22 protein-coding genes are annotated in these 26,009 nt (G+C 70.8%); 10 read left to right on the forward strand and 12 right to left on the reverse strand.

The window, feature by feature from the left end; genetic code table 11:
• Positions 1-35 precede the first annotated feature (35 nt).
• Both LCN96_RS01330 and purD read right to left on the reverse strand, forming a co-directional pair.
• A complete protein-coding gene (locus LCN96_RS01330; RefSeq protein WP_225270762.1) occupies positions 36-872 on the reverse strand; it encodes a phosphoribosylaminoimidazolesuccinocarboxamide synthase in 837 nt (278 codons plus the stop codon).
• Complete coding sequence (purD, locus tag LCN96_RS01335) at positions 869-2,083, reverse strand: phosphoribosylamine--glycine ligase (protein WP_225270763.1); 1,215 nt, start codon at positions 2,081-2,083, stop codon at positions 869-871. The genes LCN96_RS01330 and purD overlap by 4 nt, the downstream gene beginning before the upstream one ends.
• Before the next feature lie 459 nt (positions 2,084-2,542).
• Here purD and corA point away from each other — a divergent pair, with 459 nt between their 5' ends.
• Positions 2,543-3,550, forward strand: a complete 1,008-nt coding sequence (gene corA / locus LCN96_RS01340; protein WP_225270764.1) for a magnesium/cobalt transporter CorA — start codon at positions 2,543-2,545, stop codon at positions 3,548-3,550.
• Between the two features lie 12 nt (positions 3,551-3,562).
• On the opposite strand, the gene LCN96_RS01345 is transcribed toward corA, so the two are convergent.
• Entirely contained in the window at positions 3,563-4,495 is a 933-nt protein-coding gene (locus LCN96_RS01345; protein ID WP_225270765.1) for a glycerophosphodiester phosphodiesterase family protein, read from the reverse strand.
• 136 nt (positions 4,496-4,631) lie between these two features.
• Here LCN96_RS01345 and LCN96_RS01350 point away from each other — a divergent pair, with 136 nt between their 5' ends.
• A complete protein-coding gene (locus LCN96_RS01350; protein ID WP_225270766.1) occupies positions 4,632-5,228 on the forward strand; it encodes a GNAT family N-acetyltransferase in 597 nt (198 codons plus the stop codon).
• Between the two features lie 3 nt (positions 5,229-5,231).
• On the opposite strand, the gene LCN96_RS01355 is transcribed toward LCN96_RS01350, so the two are convergent.
• From LCN96_RS01355 to fbaA, 3 genes are all read right to left on the reverse strand, one after another.
• Positions 5,232-6,515, reverse strand: coding sequence for an adenylosuccinate synthase (locus LCN96_RS01355; RefSeq protein ID WP_225270767.1), 1,284 nt, complete (start codon positions 6,513-6,515; stop codon positions 5,232-5,234).
• A gap of 98 nt (positions 6,516-6,613) precedes the next feature.
• Positions 6,614-7,024, reverse strand: a complete 411-nt coding sequence (locus LCN96_RS01360) for a DUF3151 domain-containing protein (RefSeq protein ID WP_225270768.1) — start codon at positions 7,022-7,024, stop codon at positions 6,614-6,616.
• Positions 7,025-7,058: 34 nt separating this feature from the next.
• Positions 7,059-8,081: a class II fructose-bisphosphate aldolase gene (gene fbaA, locus LCN96_RS01365; RefSeq protein WP_225270769.1), complete on the reverse strand. Its 1,023-nt coding sequence runs from the start codon at positions 8,079-8,081 to the stop codon at positions 7,059-7,061.
• A gap of 129 nt (positions 8,082-8,210) precedes the next feature.
• On the opposite strand from fbaA, the gene LCN96_RS01370 reads away from it, so the two are divergent.
• Together LCN96_RS01370 and LCN96_RS01375 are read left to right on the forward strand one after the other, a co-directional pair.
• A complete protein-coding gene (locus LCN96_RS01370) occupies positions 8,211-8,933 on the forward strand; it encodes a DedA family protein (RefSeq protein WP_225270770.1) in 723 nt (240 codons plus the stop codon).
• A gap of 73 nt (positions 8,934-9,006) precedes the next feature.
• On the forward strand, positions 9,007-9,417 hold the full coding sequence (locus LCN96_RS01375) for a hypothetical protein (protein ID WP_225270771.1): 411 nt from the start codon (positions 9,007-9,009) through the stop codon (positions 9,415-9,417).
• A 22-nt stretch (positions 9,418-9,439) separates the two neighbouring features.
• On the opposite strand, the gene pyrE is transcribed toward LCN96_RS01375, so the two are convergent.
• Complete coding sequence (gene pyrE, locus LCN96_RS01380; protein WP_225270772.1) at positions 9,440-9,973, reverse strand: orotate phosphoribosyltransferase; 534 nt, start codon at positions 9,971-9,973, stop codon at positions 9,440-9,442.
• A gap of 44 nt (positions 9,974-10,017) precedes the next feature.
• Complete coding sequence (locus LCN96_RS01385) at positions 10,018-10,695, reverse strand: hypothetical protein (RefSeq protein WP_225270773.1); 678 nt, start codon at positions 10,693-10,695, stop codon at positions 10,018-10,020.
• A 123-nt stretch (positions 10,696-10,818) separates the two neighbouring features.
• Between LCN96_RS01385 and LCN96_RS01390 the strand changes: the two genes are divergently transcribed.
• Both LCN96_RS01390 and LCN96_RS01395 read left to right on the forward strand, forming a co-directional pair.
• Entirely contained in the window at positions 10,819-13,158 is a 2,340-nt protein-coding gene (locus LCN96_RS01390) for a sigma-70 family RNA polymerase sigma factor (RefSeq protein WP_225270774.1), read from the forward strand.
• 186 nt (positions 13,159-13,344) lie between these two features.
• Positions 13,345-14,586, forward strand: coding sequence for an NYN domain-containing protein (locus tag LCN96_RS01395; RefSeq protein WP_225275894.1), 1,242 nt, complete (start codon positions 13,345-13,347; stop codon positions 14,584-14,586).
• Positions 14,587-14,592: 6 nt separating this feature from the next.
• On the opposite strand, the gene LCN96_RS01400 is transcribed toward LCN96_RS01395, so the two are convergent.
• Positions 14,593-15,225 (reverse strand): TetR/AcrR family transcriptional regulator, encoded by a 633-nt coding sequence (locus LCN96_RS01400; RefSeq protein ID WP_225270775.1) that lies wholly within the window; start codon positions 15,223-15,225, stop codon positions 14,593-14,595.
• A gap of 76 nt (positions 15,226-15,301) precedes the next feature.
• On the opposite strand from LCN96_RS01400, the gene LCN96_RS01405 reads away from it, so the two are divergent.
• From LCN96_RS01405 to LCN96_RS01415, 3 genes are all read left to right on the forward strand, one after another.
• Entirely contained in the window at positions 15,302-15,469 is a 168-nt protein-coding gene (locus LCN96_RS01405; protein ID WP_225270776.1) for a hypothetical protein, read from the forward strand.
• A 47-nt stretch (positions 15,470-15,516) separates the two neighbouring features.
• A complete protein-coding gene (locus tag LCN96_RS01410; protein WP_225270777.1) occupies positions 15,517-16,455 on the forward strand; it encodes a sigma-70 family RNA polymerase sigma factor in 939 nt (312 codons plus the stop codon).
• Between the two features lie 149 nt (positions 16,456-16,604).
• On the forward strand, positions 16,605-17,252 hold the full coding sequence (locus tag LCN96_RS01415; RefSeq protein WP_225270778.1) for a DUF5701 family protein: 648 nt from the start codon (positions 16,605-16,607) through the stop codon (positions 17,250-17,252).
• Between the two features lie 45 nt (positions 17,253-17,297).
• Here the strand turns inward: LCN96_RS01415 and LCN96_RS01420 are convergent, their stop codons facing one another.
• Both LCN96_RS01420 and LCN96_RS01425 read right to left on the reverse strand, forming a co-directional pair.
• On the reverse strand, positions 17,298-17,927 hold the full coding sequence (locus LCN96_RS01420; protein WP_225270779.1) for a response regulator: 630 nt from the start codon (positions 17,925-17,927) through the stop codon (positions 17,298-17,300).
• Positions 17,928-17,930: 3 nt separating this feature from the next.
• Positions 17,931-22,115, reverse strand: coding sequence for a HAMP domain-containing protein (locus LCN96_RS01425; protein WP_225270780.1), 4,185 nt, complete (start codon positions 22,113-22,115; stop codon positions 17,931-17,933).
• Positions 22,116-22,587: 472 nt separating this feature from the next.
• On the opposite strand from LCN96_RS01425, the gene LCN96_RS01430 reads away from it, so the two are divergent.
• Complete coding sequence (locus tag LCN96_RS01430) at positions 22,588-23,778, forward strand: PP2C family protein-serine/threonine phosphatase (RefSeq protein ID WP_225270781.1); 1,191 nt, start codon at positions 22,588-22,590, stop codon at positions 23,776-23,778.
• A gap of 342 nt (positions 23,779-24,120) precedes the next feature.
• On the opposite strand, the gene LCN96_RS01435 is transcribed toward LCN96_RS01430, so the two are convergent.
• A complete protein-coding gene (locus LCN96_RS01435; RefSeq protein ID WP_225270782.1) occupies positions 24,121-25,887 on the reverse strand; it encodes a S9 family peptidase in 1,767 nt (588 codons plus the stop codon).
• Positions 25,888-26,009: the final 122 nt, after the last annotated feature.

Genomic DNA, 26,009 nt, shown 5'->3' on the forward strand with positions numbered 1-26,009 from the left:
AACAGTAGTCGCTCACACCACATGACCCAGCCGAATCATCCGCTAAAGGAAGACCTCGTGACGCGCTCATACGCTTCTAGGTATCGCTGCCGCGTGCGCTCCACCACATGGTCGGGGAGCCGAGGTGGTGGGTTTCCTGAGGCTTTGTCCCATCCGGATTCGGGCGATAGCAACCAATCGCGTACATATTGCTTGTCAAAAGAGGGCTGTGCCCTTCCCGGCTGCCATTCGTCGGCCGGCCAGAACCGCGAGGAGTCGGGCGTCAGCACCTCGTCGCCGAGGGTCAGCACGCCGTCGCTGTCCCAGCCCAGCTCGATCTTGGTGTCGGCCAGGATGATGCCCCGCTCACGGGCGATCTGCGCGCCGCGCGTGTAGACGGCCAGCGTGATCCGCCGCAGCTCCGCCGCCAGCTCGGCGCCGACCTCCGCCTCGACCTGCTCGTAGGAGATCGGCTCGTCGTGCTGCCCCATCGGCGCCTTGGTGGACGGCGTGAAGATCGGCTCTGGCAGCCGGGAGCCGTCCTCCAGCCCCTCGGGCAGCAGCACGCCGGACACCGTGCCGCCGGCGCGGTACTCGTTCAGCCCGCCCCCGGCCAGGTAGCCCCTGGCCACGCACTCGACCTGGACCATCTTCAGCGGCTTGCACACCACGCTGCGCGCGTCGTCGCCGGGCGCCACCACGTGGTTGGGCACGACGTCCTTGAGCTGGTCGAACCACCACAGCGACATCTGCGTGAGGATGGCCCCCTTGTCGGGGATGTCGGGCTCCAACACGTAGTCGAAGGCCGACAGGCGGTCGGAGGCGACCATCAGCAGCAGGCCCTCGTCGGTCTCGTACAGGTCGCGGACCTTGCCGGAGTGCAGGTGCTTCATCGGGCGATGTCCGTCCGGTGGAAGGAGCCGCGCATCGTGATCCGGCCGACGAGGTCGTAGGCCGCCCGGCGCGCGCTCTCCTGGTCGGGGCCGTGGCCGACGACGCTGAGCACCCGCCCGCCGTTGGAGACGAGGGTGTCGCCGTCCTGCGTCGTGCCGGCGTGCAGCACGTACGCGTCAGGCGTCGGCTCCAGCCCCGCGATCGCGTCGCCCTTGACCGGCGCCTCCGGATAGTGCTCCGCCGCGATCACCACGGTCACCGCGGAGCCGCCCTTGAACACCGGGTCGAGCCCCAGCTCACCGGTCGCGGACGCCATCAGCAGCCCGCCCAGCGGCGTCTCCAGCCGGTCGAGGATCACCTGCGCCTCCGGGTCGCCGAAGCGCGCGTTGAACTCGACGACCTTCGGACCCTTGGAGGTCAGCGCCAGCCCGACGTAGAGCACCCCCTGGTAGGGCAGCCCGCGCCGCGACAGCTCGGCGATCGTCGGGTGCACGACCTCCCGCATGACCTGGTCGGTCAGCCCGTCGGGCGCCCAGGGCAGCGGCGTGTAGGCGCCCATGCCGCCGGTGTTGGGGCCCTCGTCGCCGTCGTAGGCCCGCTTGAAGTCCTGGGCGAGCTGCAGCGGCACCGCCGTGCTGCCGTCGCACAGCGCGAACAGCGACACCTCCGGCCCGTCGAGGTACTCCTCGATGACCACCCGCTCGCACGCCAGCGCGTGCGCGAGCGCCTGGGCCCTGTCGCCGGTGACGACCACGCCCTTGCCCGCGGCCAGCCCGTCGTCCTTGACCACGTACGGGGCCCCGAACTCGTCGAGCGCCGCCGCGGCCTCCGCCTCGGTGGTGCACGTGCGGGACCGCGCGGTGGGCACGTCGGCCGCCTGCATGATCTCCTTGGCGAACGCCTTGGAGCCCTCGATCATGGCCGCGTCCCTGGACGGCCCGAAGCAGGCGAAGCCGGCCTCGCGCACCGCGTCGCTCACCCCCGCCACGAGGGGTGCCTCGGGTCCGACCACCACGAGATCGACCCGCAGCCGCCCGGCCAGCGCGGCGACCTCCCCTGGGTCGAGCGGATCGACGGCGTGTACGGTCGCGACCTGCGCGATGCCAGGGTTGCCTGGCGCGCAGTGGAGCTCGCTGACCTGGGGATCGAGGCTGAGTGAACGGCACAGGGCGTGCTCACGCCCTCCGGAACCAATGACTAGAACGCGCACGCGGTCCATTGTCGCAGGCCCGCCGCCTGGCCCAGGCTCAGGTCGCCAGGACACCAAGTGCCGGAATAGGCAAGGAACTTTGTGGAGTTCTACCTGAGCCGAGGCTCTCCTGACGAGTATCGTCGGATAGGTTCACCCGCCTGTGGTAACTTAGGGCGGCTTTATGGCGTCTCGTGTGATTGGAGGTGGTCCGGGATGAATCCTGGTGATCCCAGCAGTACGTGCTTCCACACGTACGGCCTGCGTACCCCCGACCACTCCAATTCGGCAGCCTGATCGTGCCTCCACGCCATCTGTGTTGATTGAGGTGACTTCATCGCGCGTGGAGCGTCCCTGGTCGGGCGGAAAGGGACTGCCATGCGCTCGTCCACCCTTCTCCGTCGTATCAACCGTCACTCCGTTCCGTCACGCGTGCCGCACGCGCTGCCCAAGCCCGTACGCGAGGCCTGTGTGCCGCCGGTGGCGTCCATAGTCGAGTTCGGCGCCTACATCCAGGGCAAGAAGGTCGCCAGCCCTGGCATCGTCGAGGCACTCGGCCTCGTCCGCGCGCACAACGAGAGCACCGACGGCGCCCGCGCGTTCGTCTGGGTGGGCCTGCACGAGCCGGCCGCGCCCGAGGTGGAGTGGCTGTCCGAGGTCTTCGGCCTGCACCCGCTGGCCGTCGAGGACGCCGTCAAGGCCCACCAGCGGCCCAAGGTCGAGCGGTACGGCGAGTCGCTGTTCATGGTGCTCAAGACCATCGCCTACCTCGACCACGACGAGCTGACCGCCACCAGCGAGATCATCGCCACCGGCGAGATCATGGTGTTCCTCGGCCCCGACTTCGTCGTCACGGTGCGCCACGGGGCGCACTGCTCGCTCGCGGGGGTCCGCGAGCGCCTGGAGGACAAGCCGAAGCTGATGAACCGCGGCCCGGCGGGCGTGCTGCACGCCATCTCCGACCATGTGGTCGACCAGTACCTGCAGGTGGCCGACCTCATGCAGCTGGAGCTGGAGGAGGTCGAGGCGACGGTGTTCGCGGACGTCAGCTCCCGCGACATCAACCGGATCTACCAGCTCAAGCGCGAGATGCTGGAGATGAAGCGGGCGATCACGCCGCTGCAGTCGCCCATGGCCGCGCTGCCCCAGCGCCGCGTCATCCCCTCGGAGATGCGCGACTACTTCCGCGACGTCGGGGACCACCTGTCACGCGTGTGTGAGCAGGTCGAGTCCTCCAACGAGCTGTGCAGCTCGATCCTGCAGGCCGCGCTGGCCCGCTCGAACGCCCTCGCCAACGAGGACATGCGGAAGATCTCCTCCTGGGTGGCCATCCTGGCCGTGCCGACGATGATCGCCGGGATCTACGGCATGAACTTCGACTTCATGCCGGAGACCAAGCAGGTCTGGGGCTATCCGGCGGTGCTGGCCGTGATGGTCACAGCCTGTGTGCTGCTGCACCGCGGCTTCCGCCGCAACGGCTGGCTCTAGCCAGCCGTACGGCTAGACGCCGACGGGCTTGAGCGGGGCGACCGGCTGCGGCAGCTCCAGGCCCCGCTCCCGCCACAGCTCGCGCATGCGGTCGGGGTAGTCGGTCACGATGCCGGCCACCCCCAGGTCCAGCATCCTGGCGCCGAGGGCCTGGTCGTTGACGGTCCAGACGGCCACGTCGAGCCCGGCGGCGGCCGCCTGCGCCATCAGCGTCTCGTCCACCATGACATGCTCGGGCGAGAGCGTGGTGGCCCCCGCGTCGCGCGCGGCGGCCGGCACGTTGCCGCCCGTGATGGTGCCCTCGTTCCAGTGCAGGGTGTCGAGCTCGATCAGCGCGAAGCGCCGCGTGCCCGGGGCGATCTTGGCGGCGTGCGCGATGACGCGCCAGTCGAAGCTGAGGATGGCGGCGTTGCCCAGCCTGCCGTGCCGGTCGAGCTCCTCGATCACCATCTCGGTGAACAGCTCGGGGTCGGCCGTCAGCTCCGGCCTGGTCGGGTCGGACTTCAGCTCGACGTGCATCCGCACGCCCTCGGCGTCGTAGGCACCGGCCAGGCCGAGCACCGCGCCGAGCGTCGGCATGCGGGTCTCCGGCATCGGCACCTGCGTCAGCGCGAACGGGTCGTCGGGGTGCCGCGGCAGCCGCACGCCCACGTCCAGCGTGCGGAGCTGGGCCAGGGTGAGCGAGTTGATCGGCCTGCCGACGTACGGATGGAGCGGGTCGCCGGCATGGAGCGGCCGCCGGTCGGCACTGGTGACCGCGGAGACCGTGAGATCGTGCGTGAGCACGAGGCGCCGGTCGGCGGTGAGCGCGACGTCGAACTCGAGCGCATGCACGCCCAGCTCCATCGTGCGGCTCATCCCGGGCAGGGTGTTCTCCGGCCAGAGGCCGCGAGCCCCCCGGTGACCATGAATCTCAACGCGCACAACGGGGACCCTACCTGGCACGGGGCATGTCGCGGCGGTGCCACGCCGTGTCCTTTTTATCCTGCTACGCCCGGTCGTGGTGTTCCGGGCAGACAATAGGCTGTTCTCTATGACGGAGGTCCTCAAAGGTGCCCATATCCCGACAGTTCGGGCATGGGTGGAGGGGTGGGTCATCTCCAGGAACGCCCCCCGCCCCGTGCGCGAGCCCTGGGGCCTTCGCGTGGACGTCGGCCTGCCCGGCCACGTGGCCAGGCACATCGTGGCCGCCCCGACGCCGGACACCCTGCGCCGCCTCACGGCCACCCTCGCCACGCCCGGCACCTGGCTGAAACTCTGCGCCCCCGCCGAGGCCGTCGCCCCGCTCCTGACCTCGCGCTGGGCCGTCCAGGACCCGGAGTTCATGATGACGGCCCCGCTGAGGCCCGACCCCGCCGAGGTCCCGGCCGGCTACCACCTGGCCGTCACCACCAGGGCGGGCGTCACCGCGGCCCGCCTGCTGACGGGAGCGGGCGAGGTCGCGGCGCGCGGCCAGTTCGCCATCGCGGGCACGACGGCCGTCGTGGACCAGGTGGAGACGGCCGCCGGGCATCGCCGGCGCGGGCTCGGCACGGTCGTCATGCGGACGATCGCCGCCACGGCCGCCTCGATGGGCGCCCGCACGGGCGTCCTGGTGGCCACCGCCCAGGGGCAGGCGCTCTACTCGACCCTGGGCTGGACCCTGCACACCCCCGTGACGGCGGCCGTCCTGACCTGAGCGCTAGACCAGCGAGCGCACCACGATCGTCTGGTCACGCCCCGGGCCCACGCCGATCGCGGAGATCGGCGCGCCGCTCATCTCCTCCAGCGTGCGCACGTAGGACTGCGCGTTCGGCGGCAGGTCCTCGAACGACTTGGCGCTGGAGATGTCCTCCTGCCAGCCGGGGAACTCCTCGTAGACCGGCTTGGCGTGGTGGAAGTCGGTCTGCGTCATCGGGATCTCGTCGTGCCGCACGCCGTCCACCTCGTACGCCACGCACACCGGGATCCGCTCCAGCCCCGACAGCACGTCGAGCTTGGTCAGGAAGTAGTCGGTGACGCCGTTGACGCGGGTGGCGTACCGGGCGATCACCGCGTCGAACCAGCCGCAGCGGCGGTCGCGGCCGGTCGTGACGCCGTACTCGCCGCCCGTCGTGCGCAGCCACTCGCCCATCTCGTCCGTCAGCTCGGTCGGGAACGGCCCGGAGCCGACGCGGGTGGTGTACGCCTTCAGGATGCCGATGATCTTCGTGAGCCGGTTCGGCGGGATGCCGGCGCCCGCGCACGCGCCGCCCGACGTCGGGGAGGAGGAGGTGACGAACGGGTAGGTGCCGTGGTCGATGTCGAGCAGCGTGCCCTGACCACCCTCCAGCAGCACGAACTTGCCCTCGTCCAGCGCCTTGGAGAGCACCAGCGAGGTGTCGGCGATGTGCGGCTTGAGCCGCTCGGCGTAGGCGAGGTACTCCTCCAGCACCTGCGCCGGGTCGATGCCGCGCCGGTTGTAGACCTTGGTGAGCACCTGGTTCTTCTCGGTCAGCGCGACCTCGATCTTCTTGGCCAGGATCCCCGGGTCGAGCAGGTCCTGCACGCGCACGCCCATGCGGTAGATCTTGTCGCCGTACGCGGGGCCGATGCCGCGACCGGTGGTGCCGATCTTCGCCTTGCCCAGGTAGCGCTCGGTGACCTTGTCCAGGGCCTTGTGGTGCGGCATGATCAGGTGGGCGTTCGCGCTGATCAGCAGCCGCTCGGCGGAGATGCCGCGAGCGGCCAGCCCGTCGATCTCGCTGAGCAGCACGCCGGGGTCGATCACCACGCCGTTGCCGATGACCGGCACCACCTCCGGCGACAGGATCCCCGTGGGGAGCAGGTGCAGCGCGTATTTCTGATCACCGATGACCACGGTGTGTCCCGCGTTGTTGCCCCCCTGATAGCGGACGACGTAGTCGACGTCGCCACCGAGCAGGTCGGTGGCCTTGCCCTTGCCCTCATCGCCCCACTGGGCACCAACGAGAACGGCAGCCGGCATGGTTCAGTCTCCCGAGCACAAAACGAAACCCCTGGCGCAAGCGCGACAGGGGCTCTTGCGTAGAGAGACTACCCGAACGTGCCTATTCGTCCCAAGGGCTAGCCCTTGGTCAGCGCGTCGTACCCGCTTTCTGTGCTGTCCTTGAGGAACTGCAGGCATCGCTCCGCCTCGTCCTTCTCACCGATCGCCTGCGCCGCTCTGGACAGGGCGTAGAGGCAGCGCAGGAACCCCCGGTTCGGCTCGTGCTCCCACGGGACGGGGCCGTGCCCCTTCCAGCCGCTGCGGCGCAGCGCGTCGAGCCCGCGGTGGTAACCGGTGCGGGCGAAGGCGTAGGAGGTGACGGCGTGCCCCTGGGCGAAGTACTCCTCCGCGAGAGCGGCCCAGGCCGCCGGGTAGGCGGGGAAACGGGCGGCCACGTCGGAGGCCTTGACACCCGACTCCAGCGCCTCTCTGGCCTCGGGCAGGTCCGGCAGGTGCGTCGGGGGCGGCCCGGCGAGAAGGTTATCCATAGGACAAGTCATACCCGCCAGGCCGCTGAACTGGCTAGGAGATCTTCGTTCCGGCGCTCTTCAGGCTCTGGCACGCCTCCAGCACGCGGGCCGCCATCCCCGCCTCGGCGGCCTTGCCGTACGAGCGGGGGTCGTAGGTCTTCTTGTTGCCGACGTCGCCGTCGATCTTGAGCACGCCGTCGTAGTTCTTGAACATGTGCTCCGCGATCGGGCGGGTGAAGGCGTACTGCGTGTCGGTGTCGACGTTCATCTTGACGACGCCGTACGAGATGGCCTCCTGGATCTCCTCCAGCAGCGAGCCGGAGCCGCCGTGGAAGACCAGGTCGAACGGCTTGTCCTTGCCGTACTTGGCACCGACCGCGTCCTGGATCTCCTTCAGCACGCTCGGGCGCAGCTTGACGTGGCCCGGCTTGTAGACGCCGTGCACGTTGCCGAACGTGGCGGCCAGCATGTAGCGGCCCTTGTCGCCGACGCCCACCGCCTCGGCGGTGGCCAGCGCGTCCTCCGCCGTCGTGTAGAGCTTCTCGTTGATCTCGCCGACGACGCCGTCCTCCTCGCCGCCGACGACGCCGATCTCCATCTCCATGATGATCCGCGCCCGGGCGCACTTGTCCAGGAGCTCCTTGGCGATCTCCAGGTTCTCGTCCAGCGGTACGGCGGAGCCGTCCCACATGTGCGACTGGAAGAGCGGGTCGAGGCCCTTCGAGACCCGCTCCAGGGAGATGTCGATCAGCGGCCGCATGAAGCCGTCGAGCTTGTCCTTCGGACAGTGGTCGGTGTGCAGCGCCACCGTGACGGGATACTTGGCGGCCACCACCCTGGCGTACTCCGCCAGCGCCGTCGCGCCCGTGACCATGTCCTTGATCGTCGCTCCGGAGAGGAACTCCGCGCCACCCGTCGAGACCTGCACGATGCCGTCGCTCTCAGCCTCGGCGAAGCCGCGCAGCGCGGCGTGCAGAGTCTGTGAGGACGTCACGTTGATCGCCGGATAGGCGAATCCACCGGCTTTGGCCCGGTCGAGCATCTCAGCGTAGATCTCTGGAGTCGCAATAGGCATGATTCATCTCCCTGAGAAGTTGCGGCTGCGCGCCAGGGCCCAGTATTCCGGCTCCCTACCCGCTCGGGTAGTGACAACGCGTGCTTGTTGGTCATGTCCCCCACCCCAGCTACAGGTAGGCTCCTCGTCGTGGACTGGCTTTTGAACCTCCTCGACCCGACGTGGTGGCTGACGATCCTCGGCGCGTTCGCCACCGTCGGCGTGCTGGCGATCATCTTCGCCGAGACGGGTCTGCTGCTCGGGTTCTTCCTGCCCGGAGACTCGCTGCTGGTGGCCGCGGGCATCTTCAGCTCGGCGTCGGTGGCCACGGGGATGGGCATCGAGCCACTCTCTTTCCCCGTTCTGCTGATCGGCACCCCGCTCTGCGCGATCGCCGGCGCACAGCTCGGGCATTTCCTCGGGGCGCGATTCGGCCGCAAACTCTTTGACAAGCCGGATTCGCGGTTGTTCAAGCGCGAGCACGTCCTCCGGGCCGAGGTGTTCTTCGAGAAGTTCGGTCCCGCCAAAGCCGTCATTCTGGCCAGGTTCGTGCCCATCGTGCGCACGTTCATGAATCCCGTCGCGGGCGTGCTGGAGATGACCTCCAAGCGGTTCTTCCTGTGGAACGTCGTGGGCGGCATCGTCTGGGTCGAGGGCCTCATCCTGCTCGGCCACTTCCTCGGCGGCACGGTCGATCCCAAGCAGATCGACCGCTACATCCTGCCGGGCGTCTTCCTGATCGTGTTCATCTCGCTGATCCCGATCATCGTCGAGGCCGTCAAACACCGCCGCGCCGCCAAGCAGCTGCCGATCCCCAACGGCAAGCACCACCGCGCCCCGGTGAGCCCCACCAGCTTCGACGGCCAGCTCTGACACTCGCCACACCCGGCGACGGCGGATCACCCACGGTACGCTGCCCCTTGTGGGACGCCACAGGTCAGATCCGATGGGCCTCGCCCGATTAGCGCTCGCCGTCCTGGCGGTGGGAGCCGTGGTGACGCTCCTGGTCATCGGCGGTCGCGCGCTCCTCGACCTCTCGGACGCGCCGCCCCCCGACCGCGAGCCCGCCGCCGCCCCCGCCTCCGGCACGGCCACCGGCCCGGCCGCCACCGCGCAGGTCCCCACCGTGCGCATCGAGTGCGTCGCCGAGACCTGCCCCCTGGTCACCGTCCGCGTGCCGGGGGGTGACGTGCTGCAGCACCGCGAGATGAGCCGGGGCGAGGAGGTCCGCTACTTCGAGCCCGAGCTGGACGTGGTGCTCAGTGACGCGGGCACGGTCCGCGTCACGGAGAACGGCACGGCGCGCGCCCAGGGCAAGGCCGGCGCCCGCGAATCCTTCACCGTGCGGGCCGGCTGACCTCCGGCCGCCTGGCGCGCGGTCAGAGGCCCAGGTCCGCCACGGTGTAGGCCGTCCTGTAGAGCAGGCCCTCGCTCTCCACCCGCTCCCTGGCACCCCGGTCCACGATCGTGGCCACGGCCACCACCTCCGCCCCCGCCTCGCGCAGCGCCTCCACGGCGGTCAGCGGCGAGCCGCCCGTGGTGGAGGTGTCCTCCACGGCGAGCACGCGCCGCCCCTTCACGTCGGGGCCCTCGATGCGCCGCTGCATCCCGTGCGCCTTCTGCGTCTTGCGCACCACGAAGGCGTCCAGCGTCCGCCCGCGGGCCGCCGCCGCGTGCAGCATCGCGACCGCGACCGGGTCGGCGCCCATGGTGAGCCCGCCGACCGCCTCATAGTCGAGGTCGGCCGTCAGGTCGAGCATCACGCTGCCGACCAGGGGCGCGGCCACGCCATCGAGCGTGATGCGGCGCAGGTCGAAGTAGTAGTCGGCCTCCTTGCCCGAGGAGAGCGTGACCTTGCCGTGGATGACGGCCTTGCTCTTGATCTCGGCCAGGAGGTTGTCGCGATCTGTCATGGCACCAAGCTTAGGACCGCCCCCGGGGTGAGGGCTCGGGCCGGTCATGCGCCCATGCTCCTGATCAGTGCCAGTGCCTGCCCGTACGCCTTGGGCAACGGCCGCACCCTGACCCGTGGCCTGCGGCCGTACAGGATGGGGGAGTCGCGCAGCCGGGCGACCTTGGCCGGCAGGCCGTCGTCCATCCGCGTGACGGCGCCCACCCGTACGGGCCCGAGCAGCGCCAGCGTCTCGTCCCCTGGGAAGGCCCGGCGCAGCGCGGTGGCCAGGTTGAGCGCGGTGGCGAGCCGCTCGGCCAATTCCCCGGGCGGCGCCGACGGCTCGGCGGCCACCAGGCACGTGCCCTTGGCCGTGCCGCGGTAGAGCTGCGCCAGCCTGGTACGCAGGTACGCCGCCGTGACCAGCCCCGTCAGCGGGTCCTCGCAGTGCAGCTCGCCGAGCGGCGCGAAGCTGTGCTCGGCCCACCCGGCGGCGAACGAGCGCAGCGCCCCGAACGGCGGCCCGCCCGCGCCCGTCACCGCGAACAGGGCCGCCAGGTCGTTCATGCCCTCGGCGACGCCGACCCCGGCGGCGGCCCGCGCCGCCCCGAGCGCCCAGCACGCGTGCGACAGGTCGCAACCACCGCACACCGCCTTGACGACGCCCTCCACCTCGGGCGTCCACCAGTCGTCGGCCAGCGACCAGCCGGCCGCCATGCTCCTGCGACGCCACCGTGACAGCACGCCCGCCTCCATCCGTTCCCCCTCTGTCAGATCTCCCCGCAGTAAAGACGTGCGCGCGGTTTAGTCATGACGGGGAATGCGGAATGATTGCGCGGGGCAACCCCGCGTAATCGTGAGGTCACTATGGGTGTCGAATCGCCGCAAAGCGATGCAGATCTGCTTGAAGCGGCCAGACAGGGCAACGCCGCCGCGTACGGGGAGCTCTACGAGCGCCACGTCGCCGCGGCGCGCGCGCTGGCCCGGCAGCTCGTCAGGGGCGCCGAGGTCGAGGACGTCGTCGCGGAGTCGTTCACGAAGATCCTCGACCTGGTGGGCCGGGGCGGCGGGCCCGACTCGGGCTTCCGCACCTACCTGCTCACGGTCGTGCGGCGCACGGTCTACGACCGCTCCAGGGTCGAGAGCCGCCAGGTGACCACCGGCGAGATCGAGCTGTACGACCCCGGCGTGCCCTTCGTCGACCCCGCCCTGGTCGGGCTGGAGAAGTCGCTGATCGCCAGGGCGTACCTGTCGCTGCCCGAGCGCTGGCGCGCGGTGTTGTGGCACACCGAGGTCGAGCGGGCCAAGCCGGCCGACGTGGCGCCGCTGCTCGGCCTGTCGGCCAACGGGGTGGCGGCGCTGGCGTACCGGGCCAGGGAGGGGCTGCGGCAGGCGTACCTGCAGATGCACCTGGGCTCCCCGCCGCAGCACGACTGCCGGCCCGTGCTGGGCAAGATGGGCGCGTACGTGCGGGGCGGCCTGGCCAGGCGCGACTCCAAGGCGGTGGACGAGCACGTCAGCGGTTGCGAGGAGTGCCACGGCGTGCTGCTGGAGCTGACCGACGTCAACCGCGGCCTGCGCGTCATGGTCGGCCCGCTGATCGCCGGCCCGCTGTTCGGCGGGTACGCGGCGGCGCTGGCCAAGCCAGGCGTGGTGGGCGCCGGTGGCGCGCTGCGGCTGCTCGGCCGGCTGCGGCGGGTGCCCAAGCAGCAGCAGGTGGCGGTGGCCGGCGGCACCGTGGTGGTGACGGCGGCGGTGCTGGCCTCGCTGCTGCTGGTCGCCGACGAGCAGCCGATCGTGCGGCCGCCCTCGATCACCCCGGTGGCGCAGCCGCCCGCTTCGGTGGCGCCGGTCCCGGTGCCGGTGCCGATGCCCAGCGAGCGGCCGGTCGAGGTGCCGCCGCCGGTCAAGCAGGCCAGGCCGGGCAAGGCGCGGCTGCGGGCCACGATCGACGCGCTCGGCTCCCTCGTCCGCGCCCAGCCCGGCATCGTCGGCATCCGCCTGCGCAACTACGGTGAGAGCCCCAGCGAGGAGCTGGCGGCGCAGGTGGACCTGCCCGACGGTGTGACCCTCGTCCCCCCGGCCCGGCGCGGCCACAGCGCGGCACTGCTCGACCCGGTGGGCACGGTGGACGGCTGGGCATGCCGCCCGGTCAGGGGCGGTGCCCGGTGCGCCAGGGGCGCGCTGCAGGCGGGCCAGGGCACGGCCGTGTTCCTGCGGGTGCTGGTGGCCGACGAGGCACCCGAGGGCGCGGGGCCCGCCCTGCGCGTCGCCGCCGGCTCGCTGCGGCTGCAGGCGCGCGCCGAGGAGGGCGTACGGGTGTCGGGCGCGCCCGCCAGGTTCGCCACCGACGGGAAGGTGGCGGTCCGGGCGATCGGCAACACCCTGCTGAGCTGCCCGGCCGAGCGCGCGGGCTGCCAGGAGACCAGGCGCAGGCAGGGCACCCAGCGCGACAACGACCTGTGGCCGATGACCCGGCTCGACCAGGACGAGCGCTCCGACACGGCCTCCTCCAGCGGGGCGGAGCTGACCCTGCCCAGGGGCAGCGAGGTCGTCTGGGCGGGGCTCTACTGGTCGGCGACCGGCGACGAGGCGGGGCCCGTCAAGCTCAGGCCGCCGGGGCGGCGCAAGTACACCACGGTGCAGCCGGGCGAGGTGACCATGCGGGAGCTGCCGCTCGGCCCCGTCTACCAGGCTTTCGCCGACGTGACCGAGCTGGTCGGCGACGTGCGCAGGAACGGCACCTGGTGGGCGGCCGACGTGCCGATGAAGGAGGGGGTCTCGCGCCATGCCGGATGGAGCCTCGTGCTGATCGTCACCGATCCCGCGGAGCCGTACAGCCAGGCCGTGGTGCTCGACACGGCGACCGTGGTCGGCGGCCAGGCGCGGCGGATGCGGGTGCCGCTGGGCGGGCTGAGCCCGGCCGCCGCACCCGCCCGGGTCGAGCTGGTCACCTGGGAGGGCGACGCCGACCTCAGGGGCGACAAGGTCTCGCTCGGCTCCGGCGCGCTCGCCCCGGGCGGCGGCGACCGCGATCCGGCCAACGTCTTCGACGGCTCGTCCAACGGCGTGGCGGGGATGACGTTCGGCACGGACGTCGATACGGTCGGCGCTGAGCTCGGGGTGGATCCCGGGCTGACGATCGTCACGGACAAGGACGTGGTCCTGTTCGGAGTGGCCGCGCTGAGCGTGCGGGCGCGATCGTGACCGTGAATAGGACAAACTGGTACGGTCTGCCTAAGTGGTCTGGCGCGTCGGTGAGCGGGGGCCGAACTGTCGGTATTAACCCTCGCGCGATCACCTGCTTTCATTACCCTGAGAGAGGGCCGCCGAGTCCGGTCTCTGACGGTGCAGAGCCAGCAAGGTCGGACCACCAGGAAAGGGGCGGTGTCAGTGGATCGCTGCGCGCTGTTCGTGGACGCTGGCTATCTGCTGGCTGATGGAGCGATGGCCGTGCACGGCACCCGTCATCGCGAGGCGGTTTCCTGGGACTATCCGGGGCTGCTCCAGCTGATGACCAGTCTGTCGCGCGAGCGTACCGGGCTGCCGCTGTTGCGGTGCTACTGGTACGAGGCGACGGTCGAGGGCCGCCGCACACCGGAGCACGACGCGCTGGCCGACATCCCCGGCCTCAAGCTCAGGCTGTCGCGCATCCGGCCGGGCCGGCGCGAGGGCGTCGACGCCCAGGTCCATCGCGACCTGATGACGCTGGCCCGCAACAACGCCATCTGCGACGCGGTCGTGGTCAGCGGCGACGAGGACCTGGCGCAGGTCGTGTGCGACGCCCAGGACCTCGGCATCAGGGTGAGCGTGATCCACATCGCGGCCGACGGCGGCTGGGCCGTCTCGCGGTCGCTCCGGCAGGAGTGCGACGACCTGGTGGAAGTGGGGGCGGTCCATCTGCGGCCGTACGTCAGCCTGGTCAGCGGCATCACCGAGGCTTCCAACGGCCATCACCAGCCGATCAGCAACGGGCACTCCACCCCCTCGCTGCCTCCCGCGCAGCCGTCGTCCTCCCTGCCGCCGTCGTCGCTGCCCTCCTCCTCGCTGCCTTCGTCGTCGCTGCCGTCCTCCTCGCTTCCGCCGAGCTCCAGCGGCAGCCACGCGGCGCCGTCGTCCGGCAACGGCCAGTCCTCCGGCGGGCCTTCGCGTGGCCAGTCCAGCACGCCGCCCGCGCTGCCGACGTACTCCAGCTACCAGGCCGAGCAGCCGCCCCCGCCGCCCGCCGCCCCCGTCACCGGGCCCATCCAGGCGCAGCCCCAGCAGTCGAGCCCCTCCACCGGCCAGTTCTCCACGTCGTCGAGCGGCACCTACCAGCCGTCGCAGCTCGGCCCCTACACCGGGCCGCAGCCCGCGCCCGTCACCCCGCCCGCCGCCACGGCGGGGGCCACCACGCTGGCCGACGCGGTCAAGGCCGCGCACCGCGAGGGGCACGACTTCGGCGAGTCGGTGGCCCGCGACGCGCCCGCGCTGTGGCTGGAGGCGGTGCTGGCACGCAAGCCGCGCATGCCGTCCGACCTTGAGGCCCGGTTGCTGCAGGGCTCGTCCCTGCCGATCGACTTCCTGCTGCACGACGAGGTACGGCACGCGCTGCGGCGCGGCTTCTGGGACGCGCTGGAGCGCGCCCGCCACTGAGCGGCGTCAGCGCACGGCATAGGCGCCGAAGGACGGCTCCATCAGCTCGAACACCTCGCGGGCGGCCTCGGCGACGATCCCCGCGATCCGCGGGTTGTCCAGCCCCTCCAGAGTCAGCTCCATGATCTGCCCGAGGAACACCCGGTAGGGCGCGGCGAACTGCGCCGCCACCACCCGGGCCACCGCCCCCGGATCGCCCGTCTCCGCGGCCAGCTCCCGCGCCAGGGCCTCCTCCCGCTGCTCCTGCAGCTCGCGCAGGCGCGCCACCAGCGTCGGCGACCGCGCGATCATCTGCCCGAACCCGTCGCGGGTGAAGCCGAGCATCGGGTCCTGCCGCTCGGCCGCCTCCATGAACGCCTTCCTGAGCGCGGCCAGCGCGGACTCGCCCGGCCGCCTGCCGGCCACGATGCCGGCCAGCGTGGCCACGAACTGCTCGTGGTGGTCGAAGGCGAGGTCCTCCTTGCGGGGGAAGTAGTTGGTGACCGTCTTCTTGGCCACCCGCGCGGCCTCGGCGATCTCGGCGATCGTCGTCTCCTCGAAGCCCTGCTCGATGAACAGGCGGGTGGCCCGGTCGGAGATCTCCTGGCGGGTCTCCTGCTTCTTCTGCTCCCGGAGGCCGAGGATTTTTGTATCTGACATAAATTTCCTCTTGACGGTGGTTTGGTGTCGCCATAATCTTAGCACCGTCCTAAGTTTACATCCGAAAGGTCCGCAGATGCGAGGGTCGATCCAGATCAAGTTGCCTGCCTCCATCGCTGCCGCCGCCACCCGGCTCGACCAGGCCGGGGCGCCGCGCCGCGCCGCCGTACCGGCTCGGGAGCCGAAGCTCGTGGCGCGGCCCCACGTCGCGCGCCGTACCGCTCCCCGGAGGGTCGCGTACTGATTCCCGCAAGCCACCGCCGCTCGTCCGCTCGAACCCAGGGAGATCCCATGGCAGCCACCACCACCGAATCCGTCGAGGGCTACCTCAAGCAGATCGGCAGGATCCGGTTGCTCGACGCCCAGCAGGAGGTGGCGCTCGGCGAGCGCATCGCGGCCGGGCTGCTCGCCCAGGAGCGCCTCGACCTCGACCAGACGCTCCTCGCTGAGCAGGGACATGCCGCGCTGTCCGCGCAGGAGCGGGCCGATCTGGAGTGGACCGCCGCCGACGGGCGCCTGGCCAGGGAGCGGATGATCGAGGCCAACCTGCGGCTGGTCGTCTCCATCGCCAAGCGCTGGACCGGTCGCGGCCTGCCGCTCCTGGACCTGATCCAGGAGGGCAACGTGGGGCTGATGCGGGCGGTGGAGAAGTTCGACCACACGCTCGGGCTGAAGTTCTCCACCTACGCCACCTGGTGGATCAAGCAGGCGATCGGCCGCGCGCTGGCCGACCAGAGCCGGACGATCCGGCTGCCCGCGCACGTGGTCGAGGACCTCAACCGGGTCCTCAGGGCCCGCACCACCATGCTGCGCGAGCTGGGCCGCGAGGCCACGTCCGAGGAGCTGGCGAAGGAGACGGGTCTGGCGCCGGAGAAGGTCGAGCGGCTGCTGCGGCACGACCGCGAGCCGGTCTCGCTGCACACGCCGCTCGGCGACGACAGCGGTGAGCTGGGCGACCTGCTCGCCGACGACGCGCCCGACCCCGCGGCCGAGGTCGTCGCCGCCTGCCTCCGCGACGACCTGCGGGCGGTGCTGGCCACGCTGACCGAGCGCGAGCAGGCCGTGCTCGTCCAGCGGTACGGCCTGGCCGACGACACGCCGCGCACCCTGGACGAGGTCGGCCGGGCGTTCGGCGTGACCAGGGAACGCATCCGCCAGATCGAGGCCAAGGGCATGCACAAGCTGCGCCGGCCCGCCTGCGCCCGCGTCCTGGCCGACCTGCGCACCTGATCGGAAACGCACGGCCCCAGACGCCCTGGCGGAAGACGCCCGGCCGAAGACGCACGATCCCAGACGCCGGCTGAAGACGGACGATCCCAGACGCCCTGGCTGAAGGCGCCCGACCGTGAACGCCCGCACCGAAGAAAGGCGAGCCCCTGTTGACCGAGACCCCCTTCGACCCGGGCACCGAGTTCGACCGGCAGGTCCAGACCCTGATCGACCTCGGCTACCCCGCCCTGGCCGGGCTCGACCCCGACCGCTTCCGTGAGATGCTCGCCCCGCTGCGCGAGCCGGCCGTCCACCACGGCGACGGGCCGTACGACCCGGAGAACGGCCACGTCCCGTTCGTGCTCGTGCTCACCCGCCGGCTGGCGGCGATCGAGGAGACGATGCCGCGCACCACGCTGCACGGAAAGCGGAAGCCGGGATTCGTCGATCACTCCTTCGAGCCCGGCGCCCTCGACCGCTTCGTCACCACCTCCGAGGTCGAGCAGCAGGCCTACCTGCTGCTCGGCGTCGAGCGCGGCGAGGAGTTCTGCGGCGCCGTGCCCAACGACGCCATGCGCACCATCGCCGCCAGGGATCGCGTCCTGCTCACCATCGAGGAGGGCATCGCCCTGATCACGCACTTCCCGCAGATCCTGGTCAAGAACAAGTGCTTCTCGGTCGGCGGCTCCCGCTGCGGCGACCGGCGGGTGCCCGCCATCTGGATAAGCCAGCAGGCGCCCAAGCTCGGCTGGTGCTGGGAGGGCAACCCGCACACCTGGCTCGGCATGGCCTCCGCCGCCGGGCGCGCCACCGCATGAGAACACCCCCGGGCGGGCCAGGACCCCGGGGGTGGCGCGAGATCGTCAGGAGAGCGCGTCGAAGCCGGCGCGCAGGTGGGTGACGCGATCGGTCAGATCGGCCAGCGGCACGGCCAGAGCCGGGTCCTGCGACTTGCGGGCCAGCTCCCTGACCCTGGCCAGCTCGTCCTCCACCGCCGTGAGCCGGCGTGACAGCTCGGGCAGCACCGACGCGTGGTCGCCGGTCCCCGGCGGCAGCTCGCCGCTGAGCCGGTCGCGCAGCAGCGACGCCTGCTCGGCCAGCCGCTTGTTCATGTTGTACAGCTCGCTGAACACCGAGACCTTCGCCCGCAGCACCCACGGGTCGAACGGCTTGGTCAGGTAGTCCACCGCGCCCGCCGCGTAGCCGCGGAAGGCGTAGTCGGGGGCGCTGTCGACCACGGTCAGGAAGATGATCGGGATGTTACGGGTACGCTCCCGCCGCTTGATGTGCGCGGCGGTCTCGAAGCCGTCCATGCCGGGCATGCGCACGTCCAGCAGGATGAGCGCGAACTCGGTGTTGAGCAGCGCCTTGAGCGCCTCCTCGCCCGACCTGGCGCGCACCGGCACCAGGTCGAGCGAGCTGAGGATGGCTTCGAGCGCGATCAGGTTCTCCTCGCGGTCGTCAACGAGGAGGATCTTGGCGCGATCCGGCATCGATCACGACCCTTCGGATGGCGAGGTTGACGAGTCGGAGGCGGCGCCCCGGCCGCGGCTGAGCCAGCCGCGCAGCCGTTCGAGCAGGCGGTCCACGTCCACCGGCTTGGGCACGTAGTCGGACGCGCCGGAGGCGATGGACTTCTCCCGATCGCCCCGCATGACCTTGGCGGTCAGCGCGATGATCGGCAGATCAGCGAACTGGGGCATCCGGCGGATGGCCGAGGTCGTGGCCCATCCATCCATCTCCGGCATCATGATGTCCATCAGGACGAGGGCGACATCCTCGTTTCTTTCGAGCTGCTCGATGCCTTCCCGTCCGTTCTCAGCGTAGACGACGGTCGAGCCGTGTCGCTCCAGCACGCTGGTCAATGCGAACACGTTTCGGATGTCGTCGTCGACGATCAGGATCTTGGCGCCGTTCAGCGGGTCGTCGCCCTGCCACTGGCTGGGCGTCTCGACCGGCGGCTCGACCAGCTCGGGCAGCGGCAGGTCGAGCGGCAGCGCCGGCTCGGGCGTGGCGGACGCCGGCTCCTCGCTCGGCGGGGTCATCAGCTGCCTGCGCGCCGTGCCCGCGTCGGTCGCGGCCAGCGGGCCGGTGTAGGAGGCGGGCAGGTAGAGCGTGAACGTGCTGCCCTTGCCCAGCTCGCTGTCCACGTGGATCTCGCCGCCGAGCAGCCTGGCGATGTCGCGGCAGATGGCCAGGCCCAGGCCCGTGCCGCCGTACTTCCTGCTCGTCGTGCCGTCGGCCTGCCTGAACGCCTCGAAGATGACCTCGCGCTTGTCGGGCGCGATGCCGATGCCGGTGTCGATCACCTGGAACGCCAGCAGGTCGGTGGAGTCGTGCAGGCTGTCGTCGTCGAAGTCGACCCCCGGCGGGGCCATCGCGATGTGCAGCTTCACCTCCCCGCGCGGGGTGAACTTCACCGCGTTCGACAGCAGGTTCCGCAGCACCTGCTGCAGGCGCTGCTCGTCGGCCCGCAGCTCCTGCGGCACCTCCGGCTCGACGTCCACGCTGAACGACAGCCCCTTGTCCTGCGCGAGCGGCGCGAACGCGGCCTCCAGCAGGTCCACCATCTTCGGCAGCGACACCTGGATCGGATGGATGTCCATCCGGCCCGCCTCGACCTTCGACAGGTCGAGCATGTCGTTGATGAGCTGCAGCAGCGCGGAGCCGGCGCTGTGGATCGTGCGGGCGAACTCGACCTGCTGCGAGGTCAGGTTGCCTTCGGCGTTCTCGGTCAGCAGCTTGGCCAGCACGAGCAGGCTGTTGAGCGGCGTGCGCAGCTCGTGCGACATGTTCGCGAGGAACTCGGACTTGTAGCGCGAGGACACCGCGAGCTGCTCCGCGCGCTCCTCCAGCGTGCGGCGGGCCTGCTCGATCTGGAAGTTCTGGATCTCGATCGCGCGGTTCTGCTTGGCCAGCAGCGCCGCCTTGTCCTCCAGCTCGGCGTTGGACCTGCGCAGCTCCTCCTGCTGGCGCTGCAGCTCGTCGGAGCGCTCCTGCAGCTCGCGGGTGAGCCGCTGCGACTCGGTGAGCAGGTCTTCGGTGCGGGAGTTGGCGATGATGGTGTTCATCGTGACGCCGATGGTCTCGACGAGCTGCGTCAGGAAGTCGAGGTGCACCTCTCCGAACGGCGTGAACGAGGCCAGCTCCAGCACGCCGAGCACGCGGTTCTCGAACAGGATCGGCAGCACCACGATCTGCGCCGGCGTGGAGCGGCTGAGCCCGCTGTCGATGGTGATGAACTGCGGCGGCACGTCGTCCAGCACGATGTGCCTGCCCTCGCTGGCCGCCTGCCCGACGATGCCCTCGCCGAACTCGAAGCGCTGGCGCGGGCCCCGGTCGGGACGCACGCCGTAGCCGCCGATGAGGATGAGGTTGCGCTCGTGCTCCGGCTCGATGCTGTAGAAGGCGCCGTAGCGGGCCGAGACCAGCGGCGTCAGCTCGCTCATCGTCAGCTTGGCCACTTCCAGCAGGTCGCGGTGGCCCTGCATGAGCCGCGAGATGCGGGCCAGGTTGGACTTCAGCCAGTCCTGCTCCTGGTTGGCCTGCGTGGTCTCGCGCAGGCTGCCCACCATCGAGTTGATGTTGTCCTTCAGCTCCGCCAGCTCGCCCTGGGCGTCGATGGCGATGGAGCGGGTCAGGTCGCCGCGCGCCACGGCGCTGGTCACGGTCGCGATGGCGCGGATCTGGGTGGTGAGGCTGCCCGCCAGCTCGTTCACGCTCTCGGTGAGCCGCTTCCAGGTGCCCTCGACGCCCTCGACCCGGGCCTGGCCGCCGAGCTGCCCCTCGGTGCCCACCTCGCGGGCGACCCGGGTCACCTCGGAGGCGAAGGACGAGAGCTGGTCCACCATCCGGTTGACGGTCGTCTTGAGTGCGAGGATCTCGCCCTGCGCGTTCACGTCGATCTTGCGGGTGAGGTCGCCGTTGGCGACCGCGGTGGTCACCTCGGCGATGTTGCGCACCTGGTACGTCAGGTTGTTGGCCATCGAGTTGACGTTGTCGGTGAGGTCCTTCCAGACGCCCGACACGCCCTTCACCCTGGCCTGGCCGCCGAGCTGGCCCTCCGTGCCGACCTCGCGGGCGACTCGGGTGACCTCGTCGGCGAAGGACGAGAGCTGGTCCACCATCGTGTTGAGGGTGTCCTTGAGCTGGAGCATCTCGCCCTGGGCGTCCACGGTGATCTTCTTCGACAGGTTGCCCTGGGCCACCGCGGACGACACGGCCGCGATCTGGCGCACCTGCGAGGTGAGGTTGTTGGCCATCGAGTTGACGTTGTCGGTCAGGTCTTTCCAGACGCCCGACACGCCGCGCACCTGCGCCTGGCCGCCGAGCTGGCCCTCGGTGCCCACCTCGCGGGCGACTCGGGTCACCTCGGAGGCGAACGAGGAGAGCTGCTCGACCATCGTGTTCATGGTGGACTTGAGCTCCAGGATCTCGCCCTGGGCGTCCACGTCGATCTTGCGGGTGAGGTCGCCGTTGGCCACGGCCGTGGTGACCTGGGCGATGTTGCGCACCTGGTAGGTCAGGTTGCGGGCCATGCTGTTGACGTTGTCGGTGAGGTCCTTCCAGACGCCCGACACGCCCTTCACCTCGGCCCGGCCGCCCAGCTTGCCCTCGGTGCCCACCTCGCGGGCGACTCGGGTGACCTCGTCGGCGAAGGACGAGAGCTGGTCGACCATCGTGTTGAGGGTGTCCTTGAGCTGAAGGATCTCGCCCTGCGCGTCAACGGTGATCTTCTTTGACAAATTGCCCTGGGCCACCGCCGTCGCCACGGTCGCGATGCTTCGTACCTGCGAGGTGAGGTTGTTGGCCATGAAGTTGACGTTGTCGGTGAGGTCCTTCCAGACGCCCGACACGCCGGTGACCTGGGCCTGGCCGCCGAGCTGCCCCTCGGTGCCCACCTCGCGGGCGACCCGGGTGACCTCTTCGGCGAACCCGGAGAGCTGGTCGACCATCGTGTTGACGGTGTTCTTCAGCTCGAACATCTCGCCCACGGCGTCGACCGTCACCTTGCGGCTCAGGTCGCCCTTGGCCACCGCCGTGGTCACCACGGCGATGTCGCGCACCTGCGCCGCCACGCGGGAGGACATCGTGTTCACGGCCTCGGTGAGGTCGCGCCAGCTGCCCGACATGCCGCGCAGGTTGGCGCTGCCGCCCAGCCGGCCTTCCGTGCCGGCCTCGCGGGCCACCCTCGTGACCTCGGAGTTGAACAGCGCGAGCTGGTCCACCATGCCGTTGATGGCCTTGCCCAGCCTGCGCACCTCGCCCCGCGCCGAGCGGTCGAGGTCGATGCGCCGCGACAGGTCGCCCTTGGCCACCGCGTCGATGACGTCGGCCGCACCGCTCACCGGGCTCACGAGGGCGTCGATGAGCATGTTGACCGACTCGACGCTCTCCGCCCACGCGCCGACGCCCGGCCCGGGCGTCAGCCGCTCGCCGAAGCGACCTTCCTTGACGACTTCTTTGCGCACACGTGACAACTCGTTGGCCAGGTGCTCACGGCGGTCGGCCACCTCGTTCAGCAGCAACCGCACCTCGCTGAGGATGCCAGGAGGCGCATGAGGGACCCGACGCCGGAAGTCACCGTCACGCCAAGAGAAGAGAGTCTCCAGGATGGGCACGAGATCCGATTCGGTGTAAGTCCTCTCCTCGGGGCTTAGAGCGGCCTTGGCCGTGGTCATGGGGCCTCCTTCACTCGCCGTTGCCGCGCGGCAAGTGATTCAAGTCTGTCACGATGAGTAGCTCGTAGTCCTGTCCTTGGATTTACCCCAAGTCAGCGGGAAGTGTGGTAGGCACGTTGGGATGACTGCTTCTCCCCATGCGGTGCTGGCTGCGACGTTCGCGCCCGGCGAGACCGCTGTGACGGCTGCGATGAGGTTCACGCGCGAGGTGATGACCGCGTGGGCCACCGGCGGCGTGCTCCATACCGCTGAGCAGGTCGCCGCAGATCTGGCCGAGCAGGTCGCTGATGAGCCGTTTGAGGTGATTTGGAAGCATTTCGGGGACGCAGTCCAAGTGGAGTTGCGGCAGCGAAACCTTTCCCAAAGTGATCCGAAGGCTCCTTCCGTCAACGTCGAGGAGTGGGGAGTCACCTTTGCGGGCGATTCCCGTGTCCATTGGGCAAGACTCACGCTACCTGGCTCCGCTGACCGGGTGGCCGCCGAATGGCAGCAGGAGAGCAGCCGCGGGCCGCATTGGCTGGGGTTCCTGGCCGACGCCAGTGACCTGCTCGCGGGCACGCTCGACCCCGACATGGTGCCGGCGATCATCGCCCAGGTCGTGGTGCCGCGCCTGTCGAGCTGGTGCGCCGTCTACACCTCCGACAACTCGGGGCCGCTGCGGCTGGTCTACCTCTGGCACGCCGACGAGGCCAGGATCGACGGCCTGCGCGAGCAGCTCGCCGACATGGACGTGGACGCCGCCGACACCCGCGTCACCTCCATGATCCACCTGCCCGAGTCGCAGGTGCTCGCCGTGCCGCTGACGGCCCGCGGGCGCGGCCTCGGCATGATGTGCCTGGGCCGGCCCGACCGCTTCCCCGACGACGTCATCCAGTTCGCCGAGGACATCGGCAGGCGCGCCGCGCTGGCCATGGACAACGCCAGGCTCTACGCCCAGCAGGCCGCCGCCAACCGCGCCCTGCAGCGCAGCCTGCTCCCGCCGAACGAGCCCGAGGTGCCCGGCCTCGACTACGGCGTCATCTACGAGCCGGCCGGCGAGGCCAACGAGGTCGGCGGCGACTTCTACGACCTGTTCAAGGCGACCGACGACTCCTGGCGCTTCGCCATCGGCGACGTCTGCGGCACCGGCCCCGAGGCCGCCGCCGTGACCGGCCTGGCCCGCCACACGCTGCGACTGCTGGCCCGCGAGGGGTACGGCGTGGCGGCCGTGCTCGGGCGGCTCAACCAGGCGATCCTGGAGGAGGGGGAGCGGGCCCGCTTCCTCACGCTGCTGCACGGCGACATCACCCCTGTGCCCGACGGGCTGGAGGTGCGGCTGGTGTCGGCGGGGCATCCGGAGGCGCTGCGGCTGCGGCCGAGCGGCAAGGTCGAGGCGGTGACCACCCCGCAGTCGCTGCTGGGGGTCTTCCACGAGGTCGTCTTCGAGGCCGACACCGTGCATCTCGACCACGGCGACGTGCTGCTGGCCGTGACCGACGGGGTGACCGAGCGGCGCTCCGGCGGGCGGCTGCTGGACGACGACGGCGGCCTGGCCAAGCTGCTGGCCGAGTGCGCGGGGTTGTCGGCCAGGGCCGTCGCCGAGCGTATCCGGCGGGGCGCCGCGGAGTTCGCCTCCGAGCCGAGCGCCGACGACCTCGCGATCGTGGTGCTGCGCGCCCGCTGAGCCGGGGATCGTGCTGGTCAAGGTGCGCCTTTCCGGCTGACTTCGGGTGGCGCGATGATGACAGGCCCGTCGGGTGAGCGTCAAGGGCGTCAGTCAGGGTCGGTGTCACACCGTGTGAAACGTCACGGCGTCCGGACGTCACGGTGGCGCGGCGTCATGAGGTCCGGACGTCACGGTGGCGCGGCGTCATGAGGTCCGGACGTCACGGTGGCGCGGCGTCATGCGTCCCGGCGGCGCGGCGTCACGGTCTCTAGAAGGACCCTCACGGCGTCGAGCACCAGGGCATGGCCGTCGCGGCGTCAGGAGCGGCGTCAGGGCGTCTGGAGCGGTGTCGCGGGCGCGTTACGGCACGCCCACGTGCTTGCGCGCGAACTCAAGCTGCAACGCCGTCTGCGCGATCCGCTCGGCGACCACGAGCGACCCCCGGATGGCGTCGTAGGTGTAGACCTCGTGGTGCCGCCCGTGCTCCTCCAGCTTGGTGACGTACTTCTCGATCTGCCGCAACGGGCACCGCGTGTCGTTCTCCCCCGCGAGGATCAGCAGCGGGCTCTTCACCTGGTCGACGTAGGTGATCGGCGAGCTGGCCGCGTACCGCTCCGGCTGCTCCTCGGGCGAGCCGCCGAGCAGCGCGCGATGGTAGGCGCGCAGGCTCTCCGCCTCGTCCTCGTAGGAGGTCTGGTGGCAGGCGATCGGTACGGCGGCGATGCCGCAGGCCCACAGGTCGGGCTGGGTGCCGAGGCCGAGCAGCGTCAGGTAGCCGCCCCAGGCCGTGCCGGCCAGCAGGGTCCTGCCCGGGTCGGCGATGCCGTGGTCGACCACCCACTGCCGCACGGCCGCCACGTCGGCCAGCTCGATGTGCCCCACGTCGCCGTGCAGCGCGGCGCGCCAGGCGGAGCCGTAGCCGGTCGAGCCCCGGTAGTTGACGCGGACCACCGCGAAGCCGGCGTCCACCCAGGCCGCGACCGTCGGCGAGAACGCGTCGCGGTCGTGCGCCGTCGGGCCGCCGTGCAGCAGGAAGACCGTGGGGTAGGGGGCCGTGCCGACCTCCGGCCTGGAGACCAGCGCGTGGATGCGGCCGGCCTCGCCCTCCACGTCGATGTCCTCCACCGGGACGCTCGGCGGCGCCGGCGGGCCGATGGGGTTGACCACGACCTGGCCGTTGCTCGACCGGACGACCGGCGGGCGCGAGGCGCTGGACCAGGAATACTCGACGTGGCCGCCGGGCCGGGGCGTGGCCTCCTCGATCACGCCGTGTGGCGTCTCGATCGGGGTCAGGCCGCCGCCGCGCAGGTCGTAGCGGTGCAGGTGGCTGCGGGCGCGGTCGTCGCGCAGGATGAGCAGGCCGCGGCCGTCGTCGTACCATTCGGCGTCCAGGTCGCCGGGGTCGCGCAGCCAGATCTCGCGCTGCTCGCCCGTCACCGGGTCCCAGACCAGGGGTTCGTGGCGGTGGCGGCGCTCGTGCAGGGCCAGCAGGCGGCGGTCGCCGGCGATGGGGGCGAAGCTGAGGCCGACCACGCCCTTGGTGGGGCCGTCGTGCAGCTCGCCGACCACGTGGCCGTTCTGGCGCACGACTCGCAGCGCCGGGTGCCGGAAGTCGCCGTACTCGCCGTGGTTGATGGCGATGAGGGAGCCGTCGAGTGACATGGCGGCCACCCAGGCGGCCTCCGTGTGCTCGTACAGGGTCTCGGTGGGCTGGCCAGGGCGTACCAGGTGGACGCGGAACAGGCCGTCGCCCGCCACGCTGATCGCGGCGACGCCGGTGGTGGACAGCGCGATGCCGCCGGGCTGGCCCGGCGGCAGGTCGGGGGCGACCGGCTCGTCGGGGCCGCCGGTGAACGGCTGGCGCCACCAGCCGCCGTACTCGTCGCCGTCGGTGTCGGCGAACCAGTAGATCCACTGGCCGGTGGGGTCGATCGCGGCGTACGCGGTGCCCTTCGGCTGGTCGGTGACCTGGCGGGTGGCACCGGTCACACGGTCCCACGCGTAGACCTCCCACTTGCCCGTGGCGTTGGAGCGGTAGATGGAGCGGTTCGGGGCCTGGCGCGCCCAGGCCGGCAGCGTCATGCGCGACGCGCGGAACCTGGCCTGCCAGCGTTCCTCCGCCTTCATCCGGCGCGCCCCCTCCCGTTGAGGTCCCGTGCCTCCAGGCCCGGGATGCCGTCCAGTATTGCGCCTGTGCCGAGGAAATACTCCGAGAATGTGGGGGAATTTCGGACTAAATACCCCATCAG

Source organism: Nonomuraea gerenzanensis (genome assembly GCF_020215645.1).
In the GTDB taxonomy this organism is placed as follows: Bacteria; Actinomycetota; Actinomycetes; order Streptosporangiales; family Streptosporangiaceae; genus Nonomuraea; species Nonomuraea gerenzanensis.

What these genes read in the sequence shown, in the direction of transcription:
- LCN96_RS01330 (WP_225270762.1), bottom strand. Translation starts at nt 872, where the DNA reads ATGAAGCACCTGCACTCCGGCAAGGTCCGCGACCTGTACGAGACCGAC.
- LCN96_RS01355 (WP_225270767.1), bottom strand. Translation starts at nt 6,515, where the DNA reads ATGCCGGCTGCCGTTCTCGTTGGTGCCCAGTGGGGCGATGAGGGCAAG.
- LCN96_RS01360 (WP_225270768.1), bottom strand. Translation starts at nt 7,024, where the DNA reads ATGGATAACCTTCTCGCCGGGCCGCCCCCGACGCACCTGCCGGACCTG.
- fbaA (WP_225270769.1), bottom strand. Translation starts at nt 8,081, where the DNA reads ATGCCTATTGCGACTCCAGAGATCTACGCTGAGATGCTCGACCGGGCC.
- LCN96_RS01375 (WP_225270771.1), top strand. Translation starts at nt 9,007, where the DNA reads ATGGGCCTCGCCCGATTAGCGCTCGCCGTCCTGGCGGTGGGAGCCGTG.
- pyrE (WP_225270772.1), bottom strand. Translation starts at nt 9,973, where the DNA reads ATGACAGATCGCGACAACCTCCTGGCCGAGATCAAGAGCAAGGCCGTC.
- LCN96_RS01390 (WP_225270774.1), top strand. Translation starts at nt 10,819, where the DNA reads ATGGGTGTCGAATCGCCGCAAAGCGATGCAGATCTGCTTGAAGCGGCC.
- LCN96_RS01400 (WP_225270775.1), bottom strand. Translation starts at nt 15,225, where the DNA reads ATGTCAGATACAAAAATCCTCGGCCTCCGGGAGCAGAAGAAGCAGGAG.
- LCN96_RS01405 (WP_225270776.1), top strand. Translation starts at nt 15,302, where the DNA reads ATGCGAGGGTCGATCCAGATCAAGTTGCCTGCCTCCATCGCTGCCGCC.
- LCN96_RS01410 (WP_225270777.1), top strand. Translation starts at nt 15,517, where the DNA reads ATGGCAGCCACCACCACCGAATCCGTCGAGGGCTACCTCAAGCAGATC.
- LCN96_RS01420 (WP_225270779.1), bottom strand. Translation starts at nt 17,927, where the DNA reads ATGCCGGATCGCGCCAAGATCCTCCTCGTTGACGACCGCGAGGAGAAC.
- LCN96_RS01425 (WP_225270780.1), bottom strand. Translation starts at nt 22,115, where the DNA reads ATGACCACGGCCAAGGCCGCTCTAAGCCCCGAGGAGAGGACTTACACC.
- LCN96_RS01435 (WP_225270782.1), bottom strand. Translation starts at nt 25,887, where the DNA reads ATGAAGGCGGAGGAACGCTGGCAGGCCAGGTTCCGCGCGTCGCGCATG.